This is a genomic window from Bacillus sp. TH19 (genome assembly GCF_016651075.1).
Taxonomy (GTDB): domain Bacteria; phylum Bacillota; class Bacilli; order Bacillales; family Bacillaceae_G; genus Bacillus_A; species Bacillus_A mycoides.
In genome coordinates this window covers 1,391,279-1,416,112 of sequence record NZ_JAEKEO010000007.1, presented here as the reverse complement: position 1 = coordinate 1,416,112, position 24,834 = coordinate 1,391,279, and the positions used below count along the sequence as shown (strand labels likewise).

Genomic DNA, 24,834 nt, shown 5'->3' with positions numbered 1-24,834 from the left:
CTCAAAAAAGAACAACTTATCATACGATAAGTTGTTCTACTTTCCATGTTGTATCTTTCCAATTTCTAAAATAATCTCTTCATCTTTTTTTCCTTCTGTATCAATTCCAAGTTGCTTAGCATGCTCAATTAACAAATCATGGCGCTGCTCAAATCTAGCGGTATCTACTTCTTTTGTAACCTCTTCTTTTGTTTTCCCCTCAGTAGAAACTCCTAGTTTAGTAGCTGCTTTTTCCATCGATTTCTTCTCTTCAGTTTCTTTCACTTTCTTCACTTCTGACTGCTGTATTTGCTTTTGTTTCGACTGCTCTGCTTCAGCTGCAAAAGCTGTGTAAATTCCAGCACTTCCGCCAACGACTAGTAAGGTGGTAAAAAGAATTATTTTTTTCTTCACTCTTTCCTCCCCTTTCAAATTCATTATAACGCACATTTTCACAGTATAAAAAACATTTCTCCTTTATTTCCCTAAAAAAATATCGAATGTTTTTATTGACATGTATGATGAATATATGATAAAAATTTAACTAACATCATATGAATCGGCGTTGATAGGATTTAGTAGTATTTCGTTTTCTGATTTCAGAGAGCTGGTGGTCGGTGCGAACCAGTACAGAGCGATTTATGAATTACCCCCTGGAGCTTCTTTTACGAAACGTGAGGAGTAGTGAAAGACGGTTTAGACCGTTATGTCTAAAGAGTGGTGAAATGAAACTGTTTCACAATTTAGGGTGGTACCGCGAATTTTTCGTCCCTGCATATATTGCAGGGGCGTTTTTATTTTATGAGCGCATATCATATGACCCTTTATTTTGTGATACATTCCTTTCACAAGCTAGGGTGGTACCGCGATTTCTTCGTCCCTGCATAATTATATGCAGGGGCGTTTTTTTATCCAATCATTTCCGTATCATATTGAGATGTTGACAATTACCGGTAATTTGTCACAAAATTCTAAATTTTAGAAGGAAATATACAATATTGGCGAATTTTATATAAAAAAGAGCTATTTTAAATTACTTAGGAGGGAAAAACAATGGTTTCAAAAATTGAATCTGTTCTTTTAACAATTTTTATTTTTTTCTGTATTGGCTTTAGTGTTATCAAATTAGAAGTTTCACCACACATCCCAATTTTATTTGGTATCGTTCTTTTATTAGCATTTGGATTTATGAAAAAAATATCTTGGTCTACTATGGAAAAAGGGATGATCAGTAGTATTTCAGCTGGTATTCCATCTATTTTTATTTTCTTACTTGTGGGCGTATTAATTAGTGTTTGGATCGCTGCTGGAACAATTCCAACTTTAATGGTATACGGCTTCCAGCTTGTATCTCCTAAAATTTTCGTCCCAACTGTTTTTGTTGTTTGTGCAATTGTTGGAACAAGTATCGGTAGTGCCTTTACAACTGCAGCAACAGTAGGGCTTGCCTTTATGGGAATGGGTAGTGCTCTCGGATACGATCCAGCTCTGATCGCTGGTGCAATTATTTCTGGTGCATTCTTTGGAGATAAAATGTCTCCTTTATCTGATACAACAAACTTAGCTCCTGCTGTAACGGGTGTAGATTTATTTGAGCATATTCGCAACATGCTTTGGACAACAGTTCCTGCTTTCATTATTGCTTTTATCGCATTTTTCATTTTAGGAAGCGGTATTAGTGGAGACGTTGACTTCACTAACTTTATTAGCACGTTAGAAAAAAACACAACGATTTCTATCGTTACACTTATTCCAATTTTATTACTGTTCCTATTCGCATTTAAAAAAGTTCCAGCAGTTCCAACATTGCTTGCAGGAATTGTGGTAGGAATTATTATTCTCTTTATTTTTAAACCTAGCACTTCTTTAGCTGATTTAATGAAAATTATGCAAGACGGCTACGTTTCTAAAACTGGTATTAAAGACATTGATAGCTTACTATCTCGCGGTGGTCTACAAAGTATGATGATGTCGATTGCTCTTATTTTCCTAGCTCTTTGTATGGGAGGATTACTACAAGGAATGGGCATTATCACGCAGCTGATGAATATCATCTCTAGCTTCGTAAAAAATAGTACACGCTTAATTATTTCTACTGCTTCAACTGCAATTGGTGTAAACTTCTTACTTGGCGAACAATACTTATCAATCGTTTTAACAGGACAAGCATTCGCTAACAAATACGATGAAGTCGGTTTAGAACGTCGTAATTTATCACGAGTATTAGAAGATGCAGGTACAGTTATTAACCCGCTCGTACCATGGGGAGTAAGTGGCGTATTCTTATCGAACGTCCTTGGCGTTCCGACATTTGATTACGTTCCATTCGCAATCTTCTGTTTAGCTTGCCCGGTCTTAACAATTATTGTTGGTTTCACTGGACTTGGTCTTTCATGGAAGAAAGAAAAAACAGTACCAGTTTCATAATATATACGAAAAAAAGGATTACCGATTACGGTAATCCTTTTTACAATACTGTACTATCTATTCGCTTTCTTTCTTCTAAATAACATAAGTAATCCCGCTCCAACAAACGCCAGACCTGCTCCAATTGTAGAAGCAACACTTGTACCTGTTTTCGGTAAATCACGTTCTTCTTTACCTTCACTTACTTTCGTTGTTTCTTTTTCATTTTGATTATCTGTTGTAGTTTGTCCAGATCCCGCGTTGTTTCCATCTTGTTTTGGTTCATTAACAGTATTACCTTCATCCGTTGGTGGTGTCGTTGGATTTCCTCCGTTATTACCTTCACCTGTTGGCGGTGCCGTTGGATTCTCTCCATTATTGCCTTCACCTGTTGGTGGTGTCGTTGGATTCTCTCCATTATTGCCTTCACCTGTTGGCGGTGTCGTTGGATTCTCTCCACCAGTTTCCTTATCATCATTCTTCTTCGTTATATCAATTGCATATTTAGCAAATTCATTTTCAGATGGTCCAACATATGATATTTTTCCATCTTTCTTTATATGCTTTTGTGCATTTGGTGAAGAGTCAAATGTTGTATTTAATTTATCTGCAACAATTGGTTTAAATGTCCAATTTTGATCAGCTGCTGGATCAATAACTGGTGTTTCTTGCATATACTTCACAATGATTTGACGTGTTTCATCTTGCGATTGGTATACAACCTCCCCTTTACTTACACCAGGGAATGTTTGGCTACTTCCACGATAGTTATTTGTAGCAACGATGAATTCTTGAGTGTCGGCTACAGGCTTACCTTCATACGTCATATTTACAATACGATTCGTATTTGCATTTACAACTTTTCCATCTTTATCATATTTCGCCGGTTGCGTCACATCAATTTCGTATTTTAAACCATCCAAAATATCAAAGTTATATGTAGGATATCCGATATTTACTAATGGCTGCTCTTCTGTTTTCTTTGGATCAATCTGATTAAACTGACCTGCAGACATTTCAAGCCATTCTTTCACTTGTGCCCCACTTACTTTTACAGCATATAATGTATTTGGATATACATATAAATCCGCTACGTTTTTAATTGCTAACGTCCCTGCTGGAATATCCGTATAATATGTAGCACCGTTTCGGCCACCTGCTTTAAATGGTGCTCCTGCAGATAAAACCGGAATACCTTTAAACTTTTCGTACTCTGGTTTTTTAAGTTCTTCTTCTACGTACCATTTTTGCGCATTCGTCACAAGTTGTACAGAAGGATCATCTTGTACTAGTGAAAAATAACTATTAATTGGTGCTGTCGTTTTACCTACAGGTGTATTTACATATTCGATTGTCTTTTCATGCTCATCTTTAATCTCATTAACTAATGTTTGATCAGGTCCTACATTACCTTCATTATTAACAATCGGACGAAGTTGTGGCTTCGATTGCTCTTTTTGCACTTCCCATTTTCCGTTTACCTTTTTCAATTGCATATCAATAATACCTAAATTACTTCCAAACACACCAGGCATTACAACTGGAACTCCATTAAATATATCCTTCATTTCAGTATGTGAATGTCCCATTAATACTGCATCTACATTTTCAACTTCTGTTAAATAAAATGATGCGTTTTCCATTCCAGCGATACGCCCACTCTTATCAACACCTGAATGAGCTAGTGCAACGATAACATCCGCACCTTTTGCTTTCATTTCTGGAACTAACTTTTCCGCTGTTTGAACAATATCTTTCACTTTTACTTCTCCTGCTAAATTCGCTTTATCCCAGTTCATAACTTGAGGCGGAACAAATCCCATTACACCAATTTTCACTGTTTGTTTTTGGCCTGCTTCATCCACTACTTCTTTCTCTAAAATATGATATGGTTCATCAAAGTAATGCTCATCATTCTCTTCAATACCATCATGATCATCTTTATAAACATTTGAGTTAATAACAGGGAACTTAGTTTTTTTAATCACTGACTTTAAATAATCTAAACCGTAGTTAAATTCATGATTCCCAAGAGAGATGACGTCATACTTCATTAAATTCATTACACGATATAATGGATGGGTATAACTAGGATCCACAGGCTTCTCCAGATCCTTTATTTTATTCGCCACATAATCCCCAAGCGGCGTTCCTTGTAATGCATCCCCATCATCAAATAGAACCGAGTTCTTTACCTCTCCACGCGCTTTATTAACAAGCGTTGCAGTTTGCACGAGACCTACTTTATTATCTGTTTTCGTTTGATAATAATCGTAATTCATTAAGTTAACGTGAATATCTGATGTTTCTAGAATTCGTAACTTAACTGTACTCTCCCCAGCTTTTTCCTCTGCATGAGCTGTTGTCGGCAACACTTGCGGTGCTATAACGCCAATAGCAAGTGTTGCTCCAGCTAGCATTTTTTTTGACTTTTTCACAAAAAATCCCCCTTATACAATTACCCCAAAATAATGAAGTGAGTCTCTATCATTCTCTAACCACATACTTTTTTCTTCTATTAGAGACACGATTTTCATTTCATCCTGCGCTAACGAGTAGTCCCCTTAAACGCTCGATTGATGAAGACTAACAATTAACGGGAGATAAAGCTCCCACTAAGCAGCATTTCACCTTATCTGACATTATCATATATAAAACTCTTTCGTATCGTCAATATTTTTTGACATACTTCTACAAATTTTCTGTAAAGTTATTGTGAATTTTTCATAAATATATAATATGCCCTTACATTGCTTATACTGCTGAATATGATACAATTACCAATTACAAGGAGGATGAATTTATGAAAAAAGTCATCTTAACAATTGTTTGTCTCCTCCTTCTAATCATTTCTTGTTCTAATTTTGAAAAGAACGATGAGATAGAACAAAAAGAAACTGAAGGAAAAGCAGAAAAAACATCTGCTCCGAGTTGGATTTATAAGCAAACGAATGACTCTTTTTATCACCTCGTATTAGGTGATTCACTTGCAAATGGATATGGATCTACACAAGGGGGATTTGCCGAATTAGCTTCTAGACAATTAGAAGGACAAATTCATAAACCAATTACGGTAGAAAACCTCGGTGTAAATGGTCTCACTACAGATCGTCTCGTTAAGAAAGTCCAGTCAGAAGAAGTTCATCAAAAAATTAGGGAAGCAAATATCATTACTATTAGTATTGGAGGAAATAATTTATTCCGCTTAAATCGTGATGTAGGTGTTATAGATGGTATTAAAATGTTAAATAAAGAAAAAGCCCGTTTTGAAACGGATGTAAAAAATATTGTAAAGACCGTTCGAGATCAAAATCCGAATGCTTTACTCATTCTCTCTGAACTCTATAACCCTTTACAACTAGAGGACTCCATCGCAAGTTATGCAGATATGTTTTTAGACGGTTGGAATGATTCTATTTATTCTATTTCAAAAGCACATCAACCGTCGATCGTTTTACCAATTCGCAAATTAATATCGAATGATAAAAAAGAGTTACTATTTGACCAAGTACACCCAAATGATAACGGCTATGCGATTATTGCCAATACATTTACAAAGCAAGTGTTATCCTACAAATATTAAGGCTACCATAAAACAATTCTATTTTTATACCTTGTCTTTTTTGTTACAATGATAGTGGAAGGGGGCCGTTATATGGAATCACGCGAGTGGGAACGTATTGTTGATCATCTTCTTTCGCTAGTGCCTCTTTTTTATCGCAAATTTATGCTTCCTGGAGAGTTTTCTTCTCAAAGACATATGCCGCCATCGCATACGCAAGTGTTACTGCTTTTGCATGAAAATGGTACATTAGCAGTTTCAGAAATTGGCAAGCGGCTAGCGATTTCACGGCCTAACATGACCCCTCTATTAAACAAACTTATTCAAGAAGAGCTAATAGAGCGTCATTATAGCGAAAAAGATCGAAGGGTCATTTTAATTTCCCTAACAACTGAAGGGAAAATGTTAGTAAGTCAGTATCAGCAATTCATTTTAGGCAAACTAAAAGAAAATTTTCAAACATTATCTGAGGAAGAGCGTGAAAAGCTCATTTATTCTCTTAAAACCATTCAAAATTTAATTTTGAAAACAAACGCATAAAGCTGCTTCTAAATAGAAGCAGCTTTATGATTCGTAATAATTACCATAGTATACATTTGAATACGGCCATGTCATTAAATACGGTTTTCGTTCTTGAACAAGTTGCTGCTCAGGCTGTTGCATTTGCTGTATTTGTTGTATTTGTTGCTGCGGATATACTCCGAATTGCTGTCTCACTCCAGTTACAGGATAATAATTTGTATATGGATATGCTTGAGGTACATAGTAATAATACATTCATTCTCTCCCCCTTTTTCTTAAACATATTCAAAGGAGAAAATGAATGTGACATTCTTTATATTTGAACAAGTGGTCCTCTCACTTGTTTCTTTCTTTTCTTCAAACGTAACTTACGATTCTTTTCATATAAATAATGCACAACGAAATATGAAATTACCCCAAACACAATTCCTATTATCGTCATACCAATTAATACATACACTTCACTCTGTAATAAGCTCTTTAACATCGTAAAAATATGGCTCGAAAACAAATCTGATATCGTAAATGGTTCATGATGTATTTTCTGTACATGAAATGGGTAAATCATTTTTCCTAGCGCATAAGCAAACGGAAATAAAAATACTGGGAGAAACGATATTTTCCCAATAATATTACCAATGACTGCGGCTGGAAAAGATCCCTTTGCTAACCTTACAATTGGATAAAATATTAAATATACGAGAGATGCCGTATAAATCACCAACATTTCTAAACCAAATCCAATAGCAAAACCTAGCGACACTTTCTTTGCTCCTTCTGGCGATCGAAGCAACTTAAAATATTGAAACTTTAATATTCTCCACATCCGCTGAAAAAACGAATATGTTTTCTTAGTTGTTTTCAAATTCATCATCTCTTTAACTATATTTTTTTATCTAGTATGTCCTTACATGATATGAAAAACAAATGTAGTTTTCTCTTTTTATTATAAATGATATAGAGATAATTAACTAAATATACATCCGACATTTCAATATAAAAAAACCTCCCTTTTAGGAAGGCTCTTCTATATTTTTAAATAAACTCACTAATAAAGCTTTTTGCGCGTGCAACCTGTTACCAGCTTGCTCAAAAACGATAGACTGTGGCCCATCTATAATCTCTCCAGTTACTTCTTCTTCACGATGAGCAGGCAGGCAGTGCAGGAAACGATATGTTTGCTTTGCATGTATAACAAGCTCTTTATTTACTTGGAAAGGCTGGAATAAAGTATATTTTTCTGCTTCTCCTTCTTGGCCCATACTCATCCAAACGTCAGTATAAATAAAATCTGCTCCACTTACCGCTAATTCAGGATTATGTAAAATTTCAATTTCAGCCCCTGTTTCATCAGCAATCGCTAATGCTTTTTTAACAATTTCTTCATTCGGCTCATACCCCACAGGCGTTGCCACAGTCATATTCATTCCGACTTTTGCACTCGCTAGCAATAGTGAATGGCATACATTATTCCCATCACCTACATAAGCTAATTTAACTCCTTTAAACGTATGAACTTCTTCATATATCGTCATTAAATCTGCCAATGCTTGGCAAGGATGATGATCATCAGTTAAACCGTTAATAACTGGGATACTGGACTCTTTTGCAAGCTCCTCTACATCCGCATGCGAAAATGTGCGTATCATAATTCCATCAATATAATGAGATAGTACTTTCGCAGTATCTGACACCGTTTCTCCTCTGCCAATTTGCATCTCTTTTCCACTTAAAAACATTCCATGTCCTCCGAGCTGTACCATTCCTGCTTCAAAAGAAACGCGAGTACGGGTTGAATGTTTATCAAAAATGAGACCTAATATTTTCCCTTGTAATAAAGGCTCCTGCTTGTTCTTTTTTAAATATATAGCGAACTCAATTAAAGAAATGATTTCTTCTTGCGTCAATTCTTCTAACGTTAAAAGATCTTTCGTATTTAATTTCGGTACTTGTACAGTTGACATGAAATTTCCCCCTTATATTATTGATGCATTTTTTGTACAAACCACTCTTTTTATCATATATATTGCCTGTTCTAGCTCTTCATTCGTTACAATAAGTGGTGGTAATAGTCTTATAACATTAGGCCCTGCTTGTAATACGAGAAGTCCTGCTTTTTCTAGTTGTTCTATGACATTTGCAACCTCATGCTTACATTCGATTCCAATCATAAGTCCCTTACCACGAGTATTTTGAACACATTCAACGTGTCGTAATTCTTCTTGCAATTTCTTTAATACGTACTCGCCCTTTTCCTGTACCTCTTTAAAAAACGATTGTTCCTTAATGAATTGCAATACTTCTTTCGCTGCAGTCATAGCAATATAATTCCCACCGAAAGTTGAACCGTGTGACCCGGCAGTAAAAGAAGAGCCTAGTTCTTTTCGGCCAATCATCGCTCCAACTGGAATACCATTCCCAAGCGCCTTTGCGATGGTAACGATATCAGGAACTATTCCCATTTGCTCATAAGCGAATAGTGTTCCTGTTCTGCCTATTCCAGTTTGTACTTCATCTATAATAAAAAGAGCATTGTACTGATTACATAGTTTTTCAATTTCCTTCAAAAAGGATGGATCAGCTAATATTACTCCTCCTTCTCCTTGAATAACTTCTACCATTACCGCCGCAACTTCTTCATTCATTACTTCCTCTAATGCTCGTATGTCGTTAAATGGTATATGTAAAAAAGACGGAAGTAATGGACCGAATCCTTCTTTCACTTTATCTTGCCCTGTTGCACTCATCGTTCCAAATGTTCTCCCGTGGAAAGATTGCTCACATGTTACTACGAGAGATTTTCCAGTATGCTTACGTGCTAGCTTTAAAGCCGCTTCATTTGCCTCCGCCCCGCTATTACAAAAAAACACATGATCTAATGCTGTATCTTCTGTTAATAATGATGCGACCTCTTCTTGTAAGGAGTTCGTAAATAAGTTAGATATATGCCATATATTTCTAAGTTGCTTTTCTACTGCCTTTACAACCGTAGGATGACAATGTCCTAAGTTACATACTCCAATCCCCGACGTAAAATCTAAGTATTGCGTACCATTTTTATCAATGACTGTTGTTCCATTCCCCTTTACAAACTCAATCGTTCTCCTGCCATACGTTTGAAAAAGATGGTTTGTCATACGATACTCACTCCTTTTGTTACCGTAGTTCCAACACACTCTCCTGTAACCTCAGTAAAATCCTTTGTACCATTTACGATACTAGCCTTTTTCACTCCCATTTTTAACGATGTAAGTGCCGCCTGTACTTTCGGAATCATTCCACCTGTAATGACGCCTTGTTCTATAAAAGTAAGAATTTCATATTCATCCGTTTTCTTTACCAATCTTCCTTCGTGTAATACTCCATCTACGTCCGTTATAAAAATGAGTTCTTTTGCGGATAGTGCGGCTGCAATTCCAGCTGCAGCGGTATCTGCATTTATGTTATAAACCTCATTACCATTTATCCCAATCGGGGCAATGACAGGAATATAATTCATATCTATCAACCCTTTCAATAGGGCTGTTTCTACATAACTTACTTCTCCTACATATCCTATCGCTTCGCCAACAGGTTGGACTTGAAGTAAATTACCGTCACATCCTGAAAGCCCCACCGCAAGTAAATCATGTTTTTGTAAATTCATTACGAATTTTTTATTCGTACTTCCGCATAGCACCATTTGAACAACATCCATAACCTCTTTCGGCGTTACTCTTAATCCATCTTTCTTTTCTATCTCGATATTAGAGTCTTCTAACTTGGCATCAATTTCTGGGCCACCGCCATGGACAATAACAACCTTATACTTATTTTGCAATTTCTTTATACAATCAAAAAAGACACTATTTAATCGATTCAACATGCTACCGCCACATTTAACTACAATATAATCACTCATATTCTCTCTCCTTATGTACGATAACAAGCATTTATTTTCACATATTCATAACTTAAGTCGCAGCCCCAAGCTGATCCCGTTTCATCTCCTAAATGTAAACACACATCAATTTTTATTTCATGTTCTTGTAATTTCTTTGTCATTTCCTCTTCAGAAAACATTTGAGGCTCACTATTTTTTAATACGGCGATAGATTGAAGAGTGATATCAATTGTATTTGGGTTAATAATTACTTCACTCTGTCCAGTACTACTAATAATTCGTCCCCAATTTGGGTCCTCACCGTATATCGCTGTTTTCACAAGACTGGAACCGACTATTTGTTTTGCAATTTTCTTTGCTTCTTCATTTGTTCTAGCCCCTAACACGTTTACTTCTATTAACTTCGTAGCACCTTCACCATCTTGTGCAATTTTTTTCGCTAAATCTTCACATACCTTTTGTAAAGCAACTACGAAAGTTTCCCAGTCTTCATGTTCCATATTCATCGTTTTCGTTTCTGATAATCCACTTGCCATAGCGATGACCATATCATTTGTAGAAGTATCTCCGTCCACCGTAATTTGATTAAACGTATGATTCGTAATTTGTGATAATGCTGTTTGCAATACTTCATGCTCTATATTGGCGTCTGTTGTAATAAAACTAAGCATCGTTGCCATATTCGGTTTGATCATCCCTGATCCTTTTGCGACCCCAGCAATGATCACTGCTTCCCCATCAATTATCATCTCATAGCAAGTTTCTTTCGTTATAAGATCTGTCGTTAAAATTGCTTCACAAAAAGAATAAGCTTCACTCACTTCCTTTGTGGGCACAAGAGATTCAATTCCCTTTCGAATGATATCCATCGGTAAAGGTACTCCAATTACACCTGTTGAAGCGACTGCGACGTACTTTTCTTTTACTCCAAAGTGTTCCGCTCCTAATGTTCGCATCTCATAAGCATCTTGCAATCCTTTCATCCCCGTACAAGCATTTGCATTGCCGCTATTTACAACAATTGCTTGTAATTTCCCTTCTGCTGCTATGCTATCCTTCGTTACTTGCAACGGCGCTGCTTGTATTTGATTTGTTGTATACACAGCGGCACATGATGCTGGCACCTCACAAACGATTGCACCCATGTCCTTTTTCACCTTTTTCAGACCATTTGCAGTACCGATTGCCAAAAAGCCTTTTGGTGTAACAATTGAACCATTTACTAATTTTGTAATAGACGATGCTTTAATCATAATTTCCCCCTTATGGATAAAGCGGCATATGCTGTAAACCCGTTGTCTCTTCTAGTCCCGCTAATAAATTTGCATTTTGAACTGCTTGCCCTGCCGCACCTTTCATCATATTGTCTATAACAGAAACGACCGTAACTCTTTCTGTTCTTTCATCGTAAGCTATCCCAATATCACAATAATTTGAGCCCCTTACTTCTTTCGGACTTGGAAATTCTCCTTGCGAGCGAACTCGAACGAAAGCTGAGTATTCATACGTTTCTTCATACAACTTTTGAAGTTGCTCTATTTTCATTTCCTCTTTCACTTTCGCATAAAGTGTAATCATAATCCCTCGTGATATCGGTATTAAATGTGTACTAAACGTGATTGGCTTCGTTTCATGATTCCACTCTGCAAGCATTTGCTCAATCTCAGGAACGTGCTGATGTTGATTAACTTTATAAATGTGTAAGTTATCGTATAACTCAGGAAAGTGAGTCATTGTTGTTGGCGTTTTGCCCGCTCCAGATACTCCTGATTTCGCATCAATAATAATTGAAGCTTCTTCAATTATGCCGCTACGTACTAACGGCGCTACCGCTAATAATACAGCTGTAGCAAAACATCCTGGGTTTGCAATTAAATTTGCATTTTGGATCTCAGGCCTTTTCCATTCACTTAATCCATATACTGCTTTCCTAAGAAATTCTTCCTGTGCAGCTGGCCTTTTATACCACAATTCATATGACGAGGGATCTATCATACGAAAGTCTCCAGATAGGTCAATTACTTTTAAACCTACTGCCAATAATTTTGGTGTTAACTCTGCCGATACTCCCGCTGGGGTTGCTAAAAATACAATTTCAGCTTCCTTCTCTATTTTCTCCGCATCAATTTCTTGTAACGTATGGACAAGAACATTTCGAAAATGCGGGTATACATTTGTTATAAATTCACCGACTTGTGAAAAAGAATGGAGAGATGCTATCGAAAAATATGGATGTTGCTCTAATAACCGAATTAACTCAATACCTCCATATCCAGTTGCTCCAATAATTGCGACTTTCATAAGCTCCTCCTCATATCTATTCTTTAAATTAAGTTTGATTATAATATTGCATAATTATAAAGTCAATTAAATATTTATAATTTTTAAAAACTTCAAAACATTAATTTTTCTATAAAAGCAATATATACAAGTGGATTTTTATGCAAAAATAGTGCATAGTAGTATTTTCATTTCACTTCAAGTACAATAAAACAATACATGTATACATACAGGCGGGGAAAAACATGAATAAAAAATTAATTGAGAAAATGATTATAAAAAGTTTTCGGCAATATCAATGTAATCCTGTTTCAAAAGAGGATCAGGAAATGCTAATTAAACATATTCAAATGATAATTCATTCAAATACTGAAATTGATGTATACGAGGCTGTTGAGGATATCGTTTACGATTATGTGACTGGAAAATAAAAAATAGGAGATTTCCATATGGAAATCTCCTATTTTTTACTTAATGATTTGCCTGCAACGCGTTCAAATAAACCTGGGAATAATGCGTAGAGCTTTGGCCCCATTCCCATCCACTTCGGCAAGTTTACTTCACGTTTTTTCGTTTGCATCGCCTTTACGATTTGTTCTGCTACATATGTTGGTTTTAACATGTAACGTCCCATATTTTTCACATATGTACCTGATTGATCGGCTATTTCAAAAAAGTTCGTTTCTATCGGTCCTGGGTTAATTGCTGTTACATACACATTTGTGTTAGATAACTCCATACGTAAACTATTCGTAAATCCTAATACAGCGTGTTTTGTTGCTGCATAAGCACTCGACTTCGGAGTTGCAATTTTTCCAGCCAATGAAGCAATATTAATAATTTGTCCTTCGTTCCTTTTTACCATATTAGGTAATACTGCTTTCGTACAAGCTACTAATCCAAATACATTTACTTGAAACATATCCTTTACTTCATCCATTGAAGCATCTTCAAACGTTTTAAAAATACCAAACCCAGCATTATTTACCAATATATCAATACGTCCTACTTCTTGTAATACCTTTGAAAAAACAGATTGTACTTTCGTTTCTTCACTTACATCTAATACATAGTAATAGCAAGGCGTATTATAAGTTACTTTAATTTTGTCTGCTAATGCTTGTAGCTTCTCTTCTGTTCGAGCCATTAATACCGGCGTCGCCCCTTGCTCTGCAACCTGCATTGCAACTTGCTCTCCAATTCCACTAGAAGCACCTGTAATGACGATTACTTTTTCTTGTAAACGTCCCGTCATTGCTGTCACCTACTTTGCATAATAAATCAATTGTTGTGAAGATTCATCAATCATCACCTGTTGATTATATGCTAAAAAGTCTAATTGTCCAACAGTTTCTGAGATAGTAAGTGGCAATTGCTCTTTATATAATACCGGAAATAGTTTTACACACACTTCAAATGCTGTCATTGGCTTTTCCTTTAATAGTTCAAGCACTTTAAAAGCACGTGTCTCTTGCTTTTGTAACCTTGTTTCAATAAGTTGTTTCACATTCAGAACATCTTCCCCATGCCCTGATAAAATCCGTGAAATATTCATTTCACTTAAACGTTTTAACGTTTGATTGTACTGCAATAAAGGATGCGCTCTTTCTGTTTGCCCTTCATATGGTGGTTCTAATATTGGATTTGAAGAAATATGACTAATGAGAGCATCCCCACCAATTAATATTCCATCAGATTCTCTATATAATGAAATATGAGTGGAAGCATGACCCGGGGTTTCAATCACTGTAAATCCAGGTAACGAATCTATACGATCTCCCTCTCTCACGGTATGTGTTAACGATCTATTACAAGAATATTTAAGTGTCTTCGTCGTCAATAACGCCTCACCATTCAGAAATACTGCTGGAACGCCGAACTGCAAGGCTGTCTCTTTAAAAAATTCATGATACCTCTTTAAAAATTCAGCATTCTGTGTAATCCACGGTTCATTCCAAGGATGTCCGATAATCTTTACTTTTTCAGAAAATGTATTTAAAAGTCCGCAATGATCCGCATGGTGATGCGTAATCACTACCGTTTCAATATCTTCTATCTTATACCCTAATGCACCTAATTGACTTTCTAGTGCTTTCTTTGCTTCTTCTGTATTTGTCCCTGTATCAATTAACGTTAATGTTTCTCCCTCAACTAAAAACACATTCACTGTCTCAACTGCAAATGGAACAGGAATCTCCATTCGATGAATCGCCGTCATGCTTAGCCCCCCTGTCTTTTTCCGGTTCAAAAATGAATACCTCTTCAGTTTACAACTTCCCTATAAATTTGTCATTATTTTCAGATAAAAAGAGGTCTTTTCCATAAACAAACGAATGTATGTACATTTATAAGTATTTCTAACCAAATTTAAAGGAGGCACATCATGTCTATGCAAAACATTTCCTTTCTCGGTGCAGGCTCTATTGCCGAAGCGATTATTGGTGGTTTATTAAACGCAAATGTTGTTAAGGGAGAACACGTCACTGTAAGTAATCGTTCTAACGAGACAAGATTACAGGAGTTACATAAAAAATACGGTGTCAAAGGTACACATAATAAAAAGGAATTACTTGCTGATGCAAATATTCTTTTTCTAGCTATGAAGCCAAAAGATGTCGCAGAAGCGGTTATTCCTCTTAAAGAATACATAAATAATGACTTGCTTATTATTTCGTTATTAGCAGGTGTTTCTACTCATTCAATTAGAAACCTACTTCAAAAAGACGTTCCGATTATTCGTGCAATGCCAAATACATCTGCAGCCATTTTAAAATCCGCTACCGCTATCTCACCTTCAGAACACACAACGGAGGAACATATTCGCACTGCAACATCTTTATTTGAAACGATTGGTCTCGTCTCTGTTGTAGAAGAAGAAGATATGCATGCTATCACTGCATTATCTGGAAGTGGACCAGCTTATATTTATTACGTGGTAGAGGCACTGGAAGAGGCAGCAAAAAAAATTGGTTTAAAAGAAGATGTTGCAAAATCTCTTATTCTTCAGACGATGATTGGTTCTGCTGAAATGCTAAAAGCAAGCGAAAAACACCCTTCTATTTTGCGAAAAGAAATTACTTCTCCTGGCGGAACAACTGAAGCAGGTATTGAAGTATTAAAGGAGCATAATTTTCAACAAGCATTAATCTCATGTATTACACAAGCAACGAAACGATCACACGATCTTGGAAAAACATTAGAAGAAATAGCAAAAGAAAAATAAAAAACGGAGCTCAACTTTATTTGAGCTCCGTTTTTACTTTAATCATATGATATGCTTTTAGTTATTACTCTTACCAAAAATCTCTTCTTGCAAACGACGACCTGTCGGTGTTGCTGCAAGGCCACCTTCTGCTGTTTCACGAAGTGCTACTGGCATCGTTTGTCCAATTCTAAACATCGCCTCAATGACTTCATCACATGGAATTGTACTAGTTACACCAGCTAATGATAAATCAGCTGAAATCATGGCATTCGCAGCTCCTGCTGCATTACGTTTTACACAAGGTACTTCTACAAGCCCTGCAACAGGATCACATACTAAACCAAGCATATTCTTTAATGAAATCGCCATCGCTGTAGCTGCTTGATCTTGTGTTCCACCAGCCATCTCAACTGCTGCTGCAGCTGCCATTCCACTTGCTGAACCTACTTCAGCTTGGCAACCTCCTGCCGCGCCAGAAATACAAGCATTATTCGCAACAACCATACCGAAAGCTCCTGCTGTAAATAAAAATTCAATCATTTCTTCGCGTGTCGGCTGTAATTTTTCTTGCAGTGCAAACAGTACACCTGGCACTGTTCCAGCAGATCCTGCTGTTGGTGTTGCACAAATAATTCCCATCGCCGCATTTACTTCATTTGTCGCAACAGCTTTACTCACTGCGTCCAAAATCGTATCTCCAGATAAGCCTTTTCCACTCTGCATATACGCTTGGACTTTCACAGCATCCCCGCCAGTTAAACCAGTCGGTGATTTTACACCACGAATACCGCGTTCTACTGCTTGTTCCATCACGACTAAGTTCTTTTCCATTCCAGCAATTACTTCTTCACGTGAGATATTTCTTGTTTGCATTTCACATTGAATCATAATTTCTGCGATTTTTACATTTTGTTCTTTAGCTTGCGCCACTAGTTCCGCTGCGTTCCGAAACATGGTGTGTCCCCCCTGCAATTAATCCATAATAGTTACTTGACAAATATTTTGTTGCCCATTTATTTCCGCAATTACTTCATCTGCTAATAATTCATCTGTTTCAATGACCATAAGCGCTCTTCTTCCTTTTTCTTTACGAGAAACACTCATTGTACTTATGTTAATCTCATGCTTAGCAAGGATTGAAGCTACAGCTGCGATAGCACCAAAGCGATCGTTATTTACAATAAGTAGTGCTGGACTCGTGCCTGTTAATTGAAGATCGAATCCGTTTAATTCTACAACTTCAATTTTACCGCCACCAATTGAGCAAGCAACAACTTCAATTTCCTCTTCACCTTTATACAGACGAATTTTCGCTGTATTTGGATGCGGAGCATTTGCATCTTCTTCAATGAATTCCACTTCAATCCCGCGTTCTTTTGCAATATCTAACGCACTTGGAATACGTAAATCATCTGTTTCAAATCCTAGTATTCCACCGATTAGCGCTACATCCGTACCGTGACCACGGTATGTTTTTGCAAATGAACCATATAATGAAATGCTAACTCTCTCTGGTTCATGACGAAACAGCTGACGAGCAACTTGCCCCATTCTTGCCGCGCCTGCTGTATGTGAACTTGATGGACCAATCATAACCGGACCAATAATATCAAACACTGAGCGATACTTCATCATAACTCCCCCTAAACCTCTATGAAAAAATTATTTACTATTCTATTAAGCTACCGAATCGGTTGCTGTTCCAGTCGTACCACGAATTTGTTCCGCTGTAAGAATTGGATAGTTTTTGAATAACAGTGAAGCAATATATCCTGAAATAATACCAGTTATAATAATAAATAAGAAACTTAGCATTACCTGCATTTAAAAATAATATAAGATAGTCCACAATAAAGTCTGGTAGCAATCCAAAGTTTAACACAGAACCCCTTACAAGCATAGCATAAACAAGTGAAACTCCCATTGCTTTCATACCTTTTGATATTTTAAAGCTAAAAAGTGAAAAAAGACTTAGTACAAATAATAGTAATATCCTTCCTATTATAATTTCCATGTTGCTCTCTCACGATTTAGTCAACTTCACTTGTTATGACAAATGGCTAAAACGCATGTAGCCTACAATAAATTATAATCTGCCCTCATTATAGCTTGTTTTTAATAAAACGCTTACTTTTAATGAATTTTAAAAGTTCTGAATAAAAATCCATTTTTGCTACTTGTACCACTCGTATGTCGTCTGACTTATATAACAGTTTTTCTAAATGATCGGTATTATGTATTTTTATCCTATATCTTCACATCATTAAAACTTTCTGTGTCATCCTATATAAAAATAAAATGATAACAGTTTTATTTTTAATTTTTTTAGAAATAAAAAAAATGGCAACCTATCGTCACCATTTTTTCACAACATTCTTATCTTTCTACTGGAAATGATTTTAAATCCGTAGCTATTTCTGTATTAGAAAATAGCTCTCTTGCCTCTTTCAATAATTCCTTATATGTATCTCCTTGATAACGAGAACTAATATGAGTCAATATTAAGCGTTTTGCATTTGCCTGAAGTGCAATACTCGCAGCTTGCTTAGATGTGGAATGAAAATAATCATACGCTTGTTGTTCATCTTCTGCCGCAAAAGTCGCTTCATGAACAAGTACGTCAGCATCTTGCGCAAGCTCTCTACTCGCTTCGCAATATCGTGTATCGCCTAAAATTGTAATAACTCTTCCTTTTTGAGGTGGGCCAATAAAATCTTTTCCATCTAACACTGTGCCATTCTCTAATTCAACTACTTCACCATCTTTTAAGCGTTTAAAAACTGGACCAGGTTTCACACCCATTCCCAGTAACTTATCCACTAAAAGAGCTCCCTGTATATCTTTCTCTACAATTCGATATCCGAAGCATTCAATTCCATGTGATAACCTTTTTGTTTCTACACAAAATTCATTATCCTCAAACACAATACCTTCTTCCGTAATCTCAACGATTTCAAGTGGATATTTAACGTGTGTCGTACTTACTAATAATGCCACTTCAATAAATTGTTTAATTCCTTTTGGTCCGTACACTGTTAATTTTGTTGTTCCACCTTGAAACGAACGGCTACCCAATAAACCCGGCAATCCAAAAATATGATCGCCATGTAAATGCGTAATAAATATTTTTTCAATGCGGCGTGGACGTACAGACGTATGTAGTATTTGATGTTGCGTCGCCTCGCCACAGTCAAATAACCAAGTCTGTCCTCGTTCTTCTAACAACTGCAAAGCAATTGCTGAAACATTCCTTCCTTTTGAAGGAACACCTGCACCAGTCCCTAAAAATACAAATTCCACTTTCTTTCCTCCAGCTCTTTATATAATCTATCTTTCATCTTACGGAATGTTATTTCAAATGGCAAATTGAATTTGTATAACCAATCATCTAGACAACTATATAACACGAACATTATACTTAAAAAATTTAGCTATCGTTCGTATTTTGTGGTAAAATGATTGTACTACATTTTAAGGGAGCGTTTTATTATGAAAGAAGTATTTCGTTTACAAACTGATTTTTCATCTTCATTTGATCGCTGGGTAAGTTCTTTCGTTTCTGATCACCCAGCACAATTAGAATGGACGACTTTAAAAGAATTAATCCATGAATATACAACATCACATACAAATGAGACGTTACCAACATATATTTCTTCAGCTTTAACATATTACGCACAACGCGTTTCAACAACAAGTAACTCAGAAATTGTTATTTTTGAAAATCCTACAATCTCATAATCTATAATAAAAAGCACTGTAATCAGTGCTTTTTATTTATGTTCATTAAAGTATTTATTTTCCCGCCTTATTTCAAAAAACTCCGCTTATTTCCTACTATATAGCCATCATAAATCTATTTGATTTTTCAAAAAAAATAGATTAAAAAGATATTGACACTACGATTTTACAGTGCTAATATTCAACGTGTAATTGAATATGGTCTCTGTTAGGTGAGGCTCCTGTATAGAGAAACGCTGCTGCCCAAAAATGTCGAGAGACGCCAATGGGTCAACAGGAAAGGTCGGAATGAAGGCCTTTCTTAACGTAGCTGGTTTCAGTACCTATGCTATACAGTGCTAAAACTCAACGAGGGAGAGGTGCGTATGTTTTGTCATACACAAAAACTGTTTTTATCTATGTTTACTAACAGTCTTTGTTGTTGACTCTTTTTGACTACGAATTCAGACCTTTACTCGTTTTAAGTAAAGGTCTTTTTTATATCTTTATGCACCTTACTATGAAACAAACATAGCATATTCAGAAACTACTAATTGTACGGAGGTGAGGAACAGTGGTAAGTGATGATTCGGCCCAGATACCCATATGTTTTACGTTAATATTTCACCATGTAGGTAGGAAAGAAACTGTTCCTCCCAATTTTAAATAGTCGAGTAACAGATTGTTTCCTCCTTCATGAAAGAGGAGGAACTACCAATGTTAAATTTACAAAGACAAGAAACAAAGCATGCTTACGATCAAGATAGCATGAAAGCAAATAACGAATTATTAGTGGAAGTTGCAACACAGGATGTAAACTCTGCGTTAAAACTCTTAGAAACAACACAAGATGGACTCTCTAAACAAGAAGCGTCTCGTAGACTTTCTTTATATGGTCCGAACGAAATCGCTCATAATAAAACATTGCCGTGGTACATTCAATTTCTGCTGGCATTTAAAAATCCATTTATTTTTGTTTTGTTAGCTCTTGGAGCACTCTCTTTTTTCACAGATGATATACAAGGAACAATTGTCGTATCTGTAATGGTACTGCTAAGTGCAACGATTCGCTTTTTACAAGAATTCCGCTCTCAGAAAGCGGCGGATAAGTTAAAGGCTATGGTTCGAACAACTGCGAGTGTCTTTAGAATAGATGGATTTGTACACGAAACAAAAAACGTAACAAATTTAAATCGAAATTACACAACAGAAATTCCAATTGAAGAACTTGTACCTGGCGATATTATTTCACTTTCAGCTGGTGATATCGTGCCAGCTGATGTGCGTATTTTATCCGCAAAAGATTTATTTGTTAATCAGTCTTCTTTAACCGGGGAAGCACTTCCTGTAGAAAAATACGAAAACTGCTACCATACGGAAAATAAACATATATTACCGAAAAACATGAAAAAAAATTACAATCCGCTCGATATGGAAAACCTTTGCTTTATGGGTACAAATATTGTTAGCGGTAGCGCAAAAGCTGTTGTTGTTTCAACTAGTACGGATACGTATTTCGGCTCTTTAGCAAAAAAGGTTATCGGAAAACGTGCAGAAACAAATTTTGATAAAGGCGTAAACAAAGTAAGTTGGCTCTTAATCACATTCATGCTTATTATGGCACCCATTGTCCTTCTCATTAATGGATTCACAAAAGGAGATTGGCAAGAAGCTTTTTTCTTTGCTATTGCTGTTGCAGTTGGCCTTACACCTGAAATGCTGCCAATGATTGTAACTGCTAATTTAGCTAAAGGCGCCGTGAACATGTCTAAACAAAAAGTAATTGTAAAACAGCTCAACTCAATTCAAAACTTAGGTGCTATGAACATTCTTTGCACAGATAAAACTGGAACTTTAACAGAAGATAAAGTTGTCCTAGTTCGTCATTTAGATCCTAACGGAAATGAATGCGATCGTGTATTACACTTTGCCTATTTAAATAGCTTCTATCAAACTGGATTGAAAAATTTAATAGATAAAGCTGTTATTGAACATACAGAGGAGAACCATAACTTTGATCCATCAGCTTTTCAAAAGCTAGATGAAATTCCATTCGATTTTGCTCGGCGTCGCATGTCTGTCATCGTGAAAAATATTTTAGGTGAACATACAATGGTTTGTAAAGGTGCCGTAGAAGAAATTTTATCAATTTGTAACTACACTGAAGTTGATGGACAAATTGTCCCTCTCACTGAAGAAATGAGAGTAAATGTAAAACATCTTAGCGAAACTTTAAATAGTGAAGGAATGCGTGTCATCGCTGTAGCATACAAGAACGATAACAAACCTTATCATAAAACTTATGCAGTACAAGATGAATCCGCTATGATCCTTACTGGATATATCGGCTTTTTAGATCCACCTAAACCATCTGCTGCTTCTGCAATTCAAGCATTGCAAAAACATGGCGTACAAGTGAAAATCTTAACAGGCGATAACGAAATTGTTACAAAAAAAGTTTGTAAAGAAGTGGGATTAAATATAGGTGAGCCTGTCCTCGGTTACGAAATTGATTCTTTACCAGATAAAACATTAGCAACACTGGCAGAAGAAACAACAGTGTTCGCAAAACTAAATCCAATGCAAAAGTCCCGCATCATTCGCGTATTGCAAGGTAATGGTCATACTGTAGGTTATATGGGGGATGGTATTAACGACGCCGTTGCACTACGTGATGCTGATGTTGGAATATCTGTTGATACTGCTACTGACATTGCAAAAGAATCTTCCGATATTATTTTACTTGAAAAAAGTTTAACTATATTAGAAGCAGGTATTTTAGAAGGACGCACTACTTTCGGCAATATTTTAAAATATATAAAAATGACAGCTAGCTCTAACTTTGGAAATGTATTTAGTGTATTAGTGGCAAGTGCTTTCATTCCATTTTTACCGATGCTTGCAATTCATCTCTTAATTCAAAACTTACTTTATGATATTTCACAGCTTTCAATTCCATGGGATAAAATGGATAAGGAATTTCTAGAGAAGCCTAGAAAATGGGATACTGCAAACTTGCGTAACTTCATTATTTGCATCGGTCCAATTAGCTCTATATTCGATATTATCACATTCGTTGTCATGTGGAATGTGTTCGGTGCAAATACACCTGGAGAACAATCGCTATTCCAATCTGGTTGGTTTGTCGTTGGGTTGCTAACTCAAACATTAATTGTCCATATGATTAGAACACAGAAAATTCCGTTCATTCAAAGTACAGCATCAATACCAGTTCTTATATTAACCGCTTGTATTATGGCAATCGGAATTTACATTCCATTCTCACCACTTGGTGCAGCAATTGGTTTACAAGCATTACCACTAAGCTACTTCCCGTGGCTCATAGGAATATTATTAGGTTATGCTTTCTTAACACAATTCCTGAAAAAGCTTTATATTAAAAAATTCCACAGCTGGTTGTAAAAATGAGAATGAGTGGGTATTTCTCACTCATTCTCAAAAAATATAACATGTACTTATATACATGGAGGTAACCATGATGATATGGTATGACATCGTATTAAGGTTATTTATAGCAATTATTGTAGGAGCTTGCATCGGAATGGAAAGACAATGGAGACATCGAATGGCTGGATCCTCTCTTCCATCTAAAAAAGAAGGGTTTAAATCTCTAAAACCTTCTACATAAACTTATTTTCTAATTTTTGCTGAAACGACTTTTCTTGCTTACGCAATAATTGACTACCTCTCTGTAAAAGAGGTGTTCCATACTTTTCATTAATTTGATCAATAACAGCAAGTAACGGCTCTTCTTTCGCATCTTCTTCGAATGAAAACAAATCTAACTGTTTCACTGATTCTGTCTTCCATTCTAATTCAGTAGCTGTAACACCTAACAGACGAACAGAATCACCATCCCAGTGTTGCTTCCATAAACGTGATGCTGCTTGGAAAATAACCCGTTCTTCCCATATTGCATTTTTCAATTGTTTACTCCGTGTTACCGTGCGACGATCATGGTATTTAATCATAATTTGAATGTTATAACTAACGAGAGTTCGTTTTTGTAGCCTTTTGCTTACTGATTTCGATAATCTTTCTAACATATCAAGTAATTCTTTTTCTTCGTCCATATCCTTTGAGAAAGTCATCGAATTTCCAACGCTTTTATGTTGTCCCATTTGATTCGGATCAACTTCCCTGTCATCCATACCTTTTGCACGTTTTTGTAAATCAACACCGTGCTTTCCAATTTTAGCGCGAATGATATGCTCGTCTCCTTTTGCTAACTGTTCAATTGTATGTATATGAATGTCTTTTAGTTTTTCAGCTGTTTTCTCTCCGATTCCATGCATCTCTGCAACTGATCGTGGCCAAATAATTTCTGGGATATCACGTTTTCGAAGTACTGTAATTCCAAGAGGTTTTTTCATATCTGAAGCAGTCTTTGCTAGGAAAAGGTTTGGGGCAATCCCAATGCTACATGGAAGCTGTAACTCTGTTAGTAACGCTTGTTGAATCATCTTCGCTATTTCAAGAGGCGAACCGAGCGCATAGCAATCTGTAATATCTAAATACCCTTCATCTATAGAAAACGGTTGTATTTGTTCTGTAAAACGGGAAAGAATTTGAAACATTTGAAATGAAGCTTCTCGATATAATGTAAAATTAGGGTGCCTCACAACTAATTGCGGGCATAATCGCTTCGCTTCCCATAGAGGCATCGTCGTACGTATTCCATATTCTCTCGCCTCATAACTACATGTTATGATAATCCCTTTTCTCTCTTTTTCATTCCCCGCAATCGCTAATGGCTTTCCTTGTAATGATGGGTCATGAGCAATTTCAACAGATGCGAAAAAACAATTCATATCTACATGTAAAATAACACGTCCATTTTTCGGATACATTTCTCGCATTATACTCACCCCTTCCAAAGAACATTTGTTCTTTCATTATATCAAATTCATGTACAATATAATAATTACTTATTCTTTTTATCCTTATTCTTTTTTTATCCTTATTTTTGCTATACTTTATATTAAATATGGATATTATTGTAAAAGGGGTGATCTATTGTGAAATCAAATAGTAAACTCAACTATACATTTCTCATTATTATATTAGTCCTCTTAATTAATTATTTATTACTTCCTATTTTTGATATAAACGTAGCAGGGCTCCTTCCACGCTTACTAAGTATCGTAACAACCTATATACTGCCATGGATTTTCCTATATTGGCTTATCCGCCTTGTGAAAGCAATTGAATCAAAATAAAAAAAGACGTGTAAACCATAATTGGTTCACACGTCTT

25 protein-coding genes, 1 riboswitch and 1 other annotated feature are annotated in these 24,834 nt (G+C 36.1%); of the genes, 9 read left to right on the top strand and 16 right to left on the bottom strand.

Annotated elements, in window-relative coordinates; all coding sequences use genetic code 11:
- Positions 1-36 precede the first annotated feature (36 nt).
- Positions 37-393: a hypothetical protein gene (locus JFU54_RS11160; protein ID WP_002165096.1), complete on the bottom strand. Its 357-nt coding sequence runs from the start codon at positions 391-393 to the stop codon at positions 37-39.
- A 142-nt stretch (positions 394-535) separates the two neighbouring features.
- Positions 536-755, top strand: a binding site (T-box leader).
- A gap of 277 nt (positions 756-1,032) precedes the next feature.
- Here JFU54_RS11160 and nhaC point away from each other — a divergent pair.
- Complete coding sequence (gene nhaC, locus JFU54_RS11155; RefSeq protein ID WP_201064413.1) at positions 1,033-2,406, top strand: Na+/H+ antiporter NhaC; 1,374 nt, start codon at positions 1,033-1,035, stop codon at positions 2,404-2,406.
- A gap of 53 nt (positions 2,407-2,459) precedes the next feature.
- On the opposite strand, the gene cpdB is transcribed toward nhaC, so the two are convergent.
- Positions 2,460-4,823 carry a bifunctional 2',3'-cyclic-nucleotide 2'-phosphodiesterase/3'-nucleotidase gene (gene cpdB / locus JFU54_RS11150; RefSeq protein WP_201064410.1) on the bottom strand — a complete coding sequence of 788 codons (2,364 nt, stop codon included), beginning with the start codon at positions 4,821-4,823 and terminating at the stop codon, positions 2,460-2,462.
- Between the two features lie 365 nt (positions 4,824-5,188).
- Between cpdB and JFU54_RS11145 the strand changes: the two genes are divergently transcribed.
- Positions 5,189-5,968 carry a GDSL-type esterase/lipase family protein gene (locus tag JFU54_RS11145; protein ID WP_201064407.1) on the top strand — a complete coding sequence of 260 codons (780 nt, stop codon included), beginning with the start codon at positions 5,189-5,191 and terminating at the stop codon, positions 5,966-5,968.
- Between the two features lie 72 nt (positions 5,969-6,040).
- Complete coding sequence (locus tag JFU54_RS11140) at positions 6,041-6,487, top strand: MarR family winged helix-turn-helix transcriptional regulator (protein ID WP_002088507.1); 447 nt, start codon at positions 6,041-6,043, stop codon at positions 6,485-6,487.
- A 24-nt stretch (positions 6,488-6,511) separates the two neighbouring features.
- Here JFU54_RS11140 and JFU54_RS11135 read toward each other — a convergent pair whose 3' ends face one another.
- The 7 genes from JFU54_RS11135 to argC form a co-directional block, all read right to left on the bottom strand.
- Entirely contained in the window at positions 6,512-6,724 is a 213-nt protein-coding gene (locus JFU54_RS11135) for a hypothetical protein (RefSeq protein WP_002014972.1), read from the bottom strand.
- A 58-nt stretch (positions 6,725-6,782) separates the two neighbouring features.
- A complete protein-coding gene (locus tag JFU54_RS11130; RefSeq protein WP_201064404.1) occupies positions 6,783-7,334 on the bottom strand; it encodes a DUF2062 domain-containing protein in 552 nt (183 codons plus the stop codon).
- A 148-nt stretch (positions 7,335-7,482) separates the two neighbouring features.
- Complete coding sequence (argF, locus tag JFU54_RS11125) at positions 7,483-8,433, bottom strand: ornithine carbamoyltransferase (RefSeq protein WP_002014968.1); 951 nt, start codon at positions 8,431-8,433, stop codon at positions 7,483-7,485.
- 12 nt (positions 8,434-8,445) lie between these two features.
- Entirely contained in the window at positions 8,446-9,606 is a 1,161-nt protein-coding gene (locus JFU54_RS11120; RefSeq protein WP_201064401.1) for an acetylornithine transaminase, read from the bottom strand.
- Entirely contained in the window at positions 9,603-10,370 is a 768-nt protein-coding gene (gene argB / locus JFU54_RS11115) for an acetylglutamate kinase (protein ID WP_002143074.1), read from the bottom strand. The genes JFU54_RS11120 and argB overlap by 4 nt, the downstream gene beginning before the upstream one ends.
- 11 nt (positions 10,371-10,381) lie before the next feature.
- A complete protein-coding gene (argJ, locus tag JFU54_RS11110; protein WP_201064398.1) occupies positions 10,382-11,605 on the bottom strand; it encodes a bifunctional glutamate N-acetyltransferase/amino-acid acetyltransferase ArgJ in 1,224 nt (407 codons plus the stop codon).
- Between the two features lie 10 nt (positions 11,606-11,615).
- Complete coding sequence (gene argC / locus JFU54_RS11105; RefSeq protein ID WP_113709273.1) at positions 11,616-12,653, bottom strand: N-acetyl-gamma-glutamyl-phosphate reductase; 1,038 nt, start codon at positions 12,651-12,653, stop codon at positions 11,616-11,618.
- A 224-nt stretch (positions 12,654-12,877) separates the two neighbouring features.
- On the opposite strand from argC, the gene JFU54_RS11100 reads away from it, so the two are divergent.
- Positions 12,878-13,063: a YqzH family protein gene (locus JFU54_RS11100; protein ID WP_002014960.1), complete on the top strand. Its 186-nt coding sequence runs from the start codon at positions 12,878-12,880 to the stop codon at positions 13,061-13,063.
- A gap of 29 nt (positions 13,064-13,092) precedes the next feature.
- Here the strand turns inward: JFU54_RS11100 and JFU54_RS11095 are convergent, their stop codons facing one another.
- Together JFU54_RS11095 and JFU54_RS11090 are read right to left on the bottom strand one after the other, a co-directional pair.
- The gene (locus tag JFU54_RS11095; protein WP_002129013.1) at positions 13,093-13,887 is read right to left on the bottom strand and encodes an SDR family oxidoreductase; all 795 of its coding nucleotides are present in this window, start codon (positions 13,885-13,887) and stop codon (positions 13,093-13,095) included.
- A gap of 9 nt (positions 13,888-13,896) precedes the next feature.
- Entirely contained in the window at positions 13,897-14,850 is a 954-nt protein-coding gene (locus JFU54_RS11090; RefSeq protein WP_002014957.1) for an MBL fold metallo-hydrolase, read from the bottom strand.
- Between the two features lie 165 nt (positions 14,851-15,015).
- Between JFU54_RS11090 and proI the strand changes: the two genes are divergently transcribed.
- The gene (gene proI / locus JFU54_RS11085) at positions 15,016-15,855 is read left to right on the top strand and encodes a pyrroline-5-carboxylate reductase ProI (RefSeq protein ID WP_002066991.1); all 840 of its coding nucleotides are present in this window, start codon (positions 15,016-15,018) and stop codon (positions 15,853-15,855) included.
- 57 nt (positions 15,856-15,912) lie between these two features.
- Here proI and sdaAA read toward each other — a convergent pair whose 3' ends face one another.
- From sdaAA to rnz, 4 genes are all read right to left on the bottom strand, one after another.
- Positions 15,913-16,791: an L-serine ammonia-lyase, iron-sulfur-dependent, subunit alpha gene (gene sdaAA / locus JFU54_RS11080; protein WP_002033842.1), complete on the bottom strand. Its 879-nt coding sequence runs from the start codon at positions 16,789-16,791 to the stop codon at positions 15,913-15,915.
- A gap of 18 nt (positions 16,792-16,809) precedes the next feature.
- Positions 16,810-17,469 (bottom strand): L-serine ammonia-lyase, iron-sulfur-dependent subunit beta, encoded by a 660-nt coding sequence (gene sdaAB / locus JFU54_RS11075; RefSeq protein WP_002088527.1) that lies wholly within the window; start codon positions 17,467-17,469, stop codon positions 16,810-16,812.
- Between the two features lie 45 nt (positions 17,470-17,514).
- On the bottom strand, positions 17,515-17,661 hold the full coding sequence (locus JFU54_RS29715; protein ID WP_158080567.1) for a hypothetical protein: 147 nt from the start codon (positions 17,659-17,661) through the stop codon (positions 17,515-17,517).
- 552 nt (positions 17,662-18,213) lie between these two features.
- Positions 18,214-19,137, bottom strand: coding sequence for a ribonuclease Z (gene rnz / locus JFU54_RS11065; RefSeq protein ID WP_002014952.1), 924 nt, complete (start codon positions 19,135-19,137; stop codon positions 18,214-18,216).
- A 189-nt stretch (positions 19,138-19,326) separates the two neighbouring features.
- On the opposite strand from rnz, the gene JFU54_RS11060 reads away from it, so the two are divergent.
- The 3 genes from JFU54_RS11060 (at position 19,327) to JFU54_RS11050 (ending at position 23,206) form a co-directional block, all read left to right on the top strand.
- Positions 19,327-19,578, top strand: a complete 252-nt coding sequence (locus JFU54_RS11060; protein ID WP_000665712.1) for a DUF3932 family protein — start codon at positions 19,327-19,329, stop codon at positions 19,576-19,578.
- 197 nt (positions 19,579-19,775) lie between these two features.
- A riboswitch (M-box (ykoK) riboswitch) is annotated at positions 19,776-19,943 on the top strand.
- 331 nt (positions 19,944-20,274) lie between these two features.
- Positions 20,275-22,980, top strand: coding sequence for a magnesium-translocating P-type ATPase (mgtA, locus tag JFU54_RS11055; RefSeq protein ID WP_201064395.1), 2,706 nt, complete (start codon positions 20,275-20,277; stop codon positions 22,978-22,980).
- Between the two features lie 76 nt (positions 22,981-23,056).
- The gene (locus JFU54_RS11050) at positions 23,057-23,206 is read left to right on the top strand and encodes a hypothetical protein (protein WP_162014387.1); all 150 of its coding nucleotides are present in this window, start codon (positions 23,057-23,059) and stop codon (positions 23,204-23,206) included.
- Here JFU54_RS11050 and JFU54_RS11045 read toward each other — a convergent pair.
- On the bottom strand, positions 23,199-24,437 hold the full coding sequence (locus tag JFU54_RS11045) for a DNA polymerase IV (RefSeq protein ID WP_002033973.1): 1,239 nt from the start codon (positions 24,435-24,437) through the stop codon (positions 23,199-23,201). The two genes, JFU54_RS11050 and JFU54_RS11045, sit on opposite strands and share 8 nt — an antisense overlap.
- 159 nt (positions 24,438-24,596) lie before the next feature.
- Here JFU54_RS11045 and JFU54_RS11040 point away from each other — a divergent pair, with 159 nt between their 5' ends.
- Positions 24,597-24,797 carry a hypothetical protein gene (locus JFU54_RS11040; protein WP_002138267.1) on the top strand — a complete coding sequence of 67 codons (201 nt, stop codon included), beginning with the start codon at positions 24,597-24,599 and terminating at the stop codon, positions 24,795-24,797.
- Positions 24,798-24,834: the final 37 nt, after the last annotated feature.

What these genes read in the sequence shown, in the direction of transcription:
- argC (WP_113709273.1), bottom strand. Translation starts at nt 12,653, where the DNA reads ATGAAAGTCGCAATTATTGGAGCAACTGGATATGGAGGTATTGAGTTA.
- JFU54_RS11145 (WP_201064407.1), top strand. Translation starts at nt 5,189, where the DNA reads ATGAAAAAAGTCATCTTAACAATTGTTTGTCTCCTCCTTCTAATCATT.
- JFU54_RS11100 (WP_002014960.1), top strand. Translation starts at nt 12,878, where the DNA reads ATGAATAAAAAATTAATTGAGAAAATGATTATAAAAAGTTTTCGGCAA.
- JFU54_RS11120 (WP_201064401.1), bottom strand. Translation starts at nt 9,606, where the DNA reads ATGACAAACCATCTTTTTCAAACGTATGGCAGGAGAACGATTGAGTTT.
- nhaC (WP_201064413.1), top strand. Translation starts at nt 1,033, where the DNA reads ATGGTTTCAAAAATTGAATCTGTTCTTTTAACAATTTTTATTTTTTTC.
- argJ (WP_201064398.1), bottom strand. Translation starts at nt 11,605, where the DNA reads ATGATTAAAGCATCGTCTATTACAAAATTAGTAAATGGTTCAATTGTT.
- JFU54_RS29715 (WP_158080567.1), bottom strand. Translation starts at nt 17,661, where the DNA reads ATGCAGGTAATGCTAAGTTTCTTATTTATTATTATAACTGGTATTATT.
- mgtA (WP_201064395.1), top strand. Translation starts at nt 20,275, where the DNA reads ATGTTAAATTTACAAAGACAAGAAACAAAGCATGCTTACGATCAAGAT.
- argF (WP_002014968.1), bottom strand. Translation starts at nt 8,433, where the DNA reads ATGTCAACTGTACAAGTACCGAAATTAAATACGAAAGATCTTTTAACG.
- JFU54_RS11060 (WP_000665712.1), top strand. Translation starts at nt 19,327, where the DNA reads ATGAAAGAAGTATTTCGTTTACAAACTGATTTTTCATCTTCATTTGAT.
- JFU54_RS11045 (WP_002033973.1), bottom strand. Translation starts at nt 24,437, where the DNA reads ATGCGAGAAATGTATCCGAAAAATGGACGTGTTATTTTACATGTAGAT.
- argB (WP_002143074.1), bottom strand. Translation starts at nt 10,370, where the DNA reads ATGAGTGATTATATTGTAGTTAAATGTGGCGGTAGCATGTTGAATCGA.
- JFU54_RS11095 (WP_002129013.1), bottom strand. Translation starts at nt 13,887, where the DNA reads ATGACGGGACGTTTACAAGAAAAAGTAATCGTCATTACAGGTGCTTCT.
- JFU54_RS11140 (WP_002088507.1), top strand. Translation starts at nt 6,041, where the DNA reads ATGGAATCACGCGAGTGGGAACGTATTGTTGATCATCTTCTTTCGCTA.
- proI (WP_002066991.1), top strand. Translation starts at nt 15,016, where the DNA reads ATGTCTATGCAAAACATTTCCTTTCTCGGTGCAGGCTCTATTGCCGAA.
- sdaAA (WP_002033842.1), bottom strand. Translation starts at nt 16,791, where the DNA reads ATGTTTCGGAACGCAGCGGAACTAGTGGCGCAAGCTAAAGAACAAAAT.
- JFU54_RS11090 (WP_002014957.1), bottom strand. Translation starts at nt 14,850, where the DNA reads ATGACGGCGATTCATCGAATGGAGATTCCTGTTCCATTTGCAGTTGAG.
- JFU54_RS11135 (WP_002014972.1), bottom strand. Translation starts at nt 6,724, where the DNA reads ATGTATTATTACTATGTACCTCAAGCATATCCATATACAAATTATTAT.
- sdaAB (WP_002088527.1), bottom strand. Translation starts at nt 17,469, where the DNA reads ATGAAGTATCGCTCAGTGTTTGATATTATTGGTCCGGTTATGATTGGT.
- JFU54_RS11050 (WP_162014387.1), top strand. Translation starts at nt 23,057, where the DNA reads ATGATATGGTATGACATCGTATTAAGGTTATTTATAGCAATTATTGTA.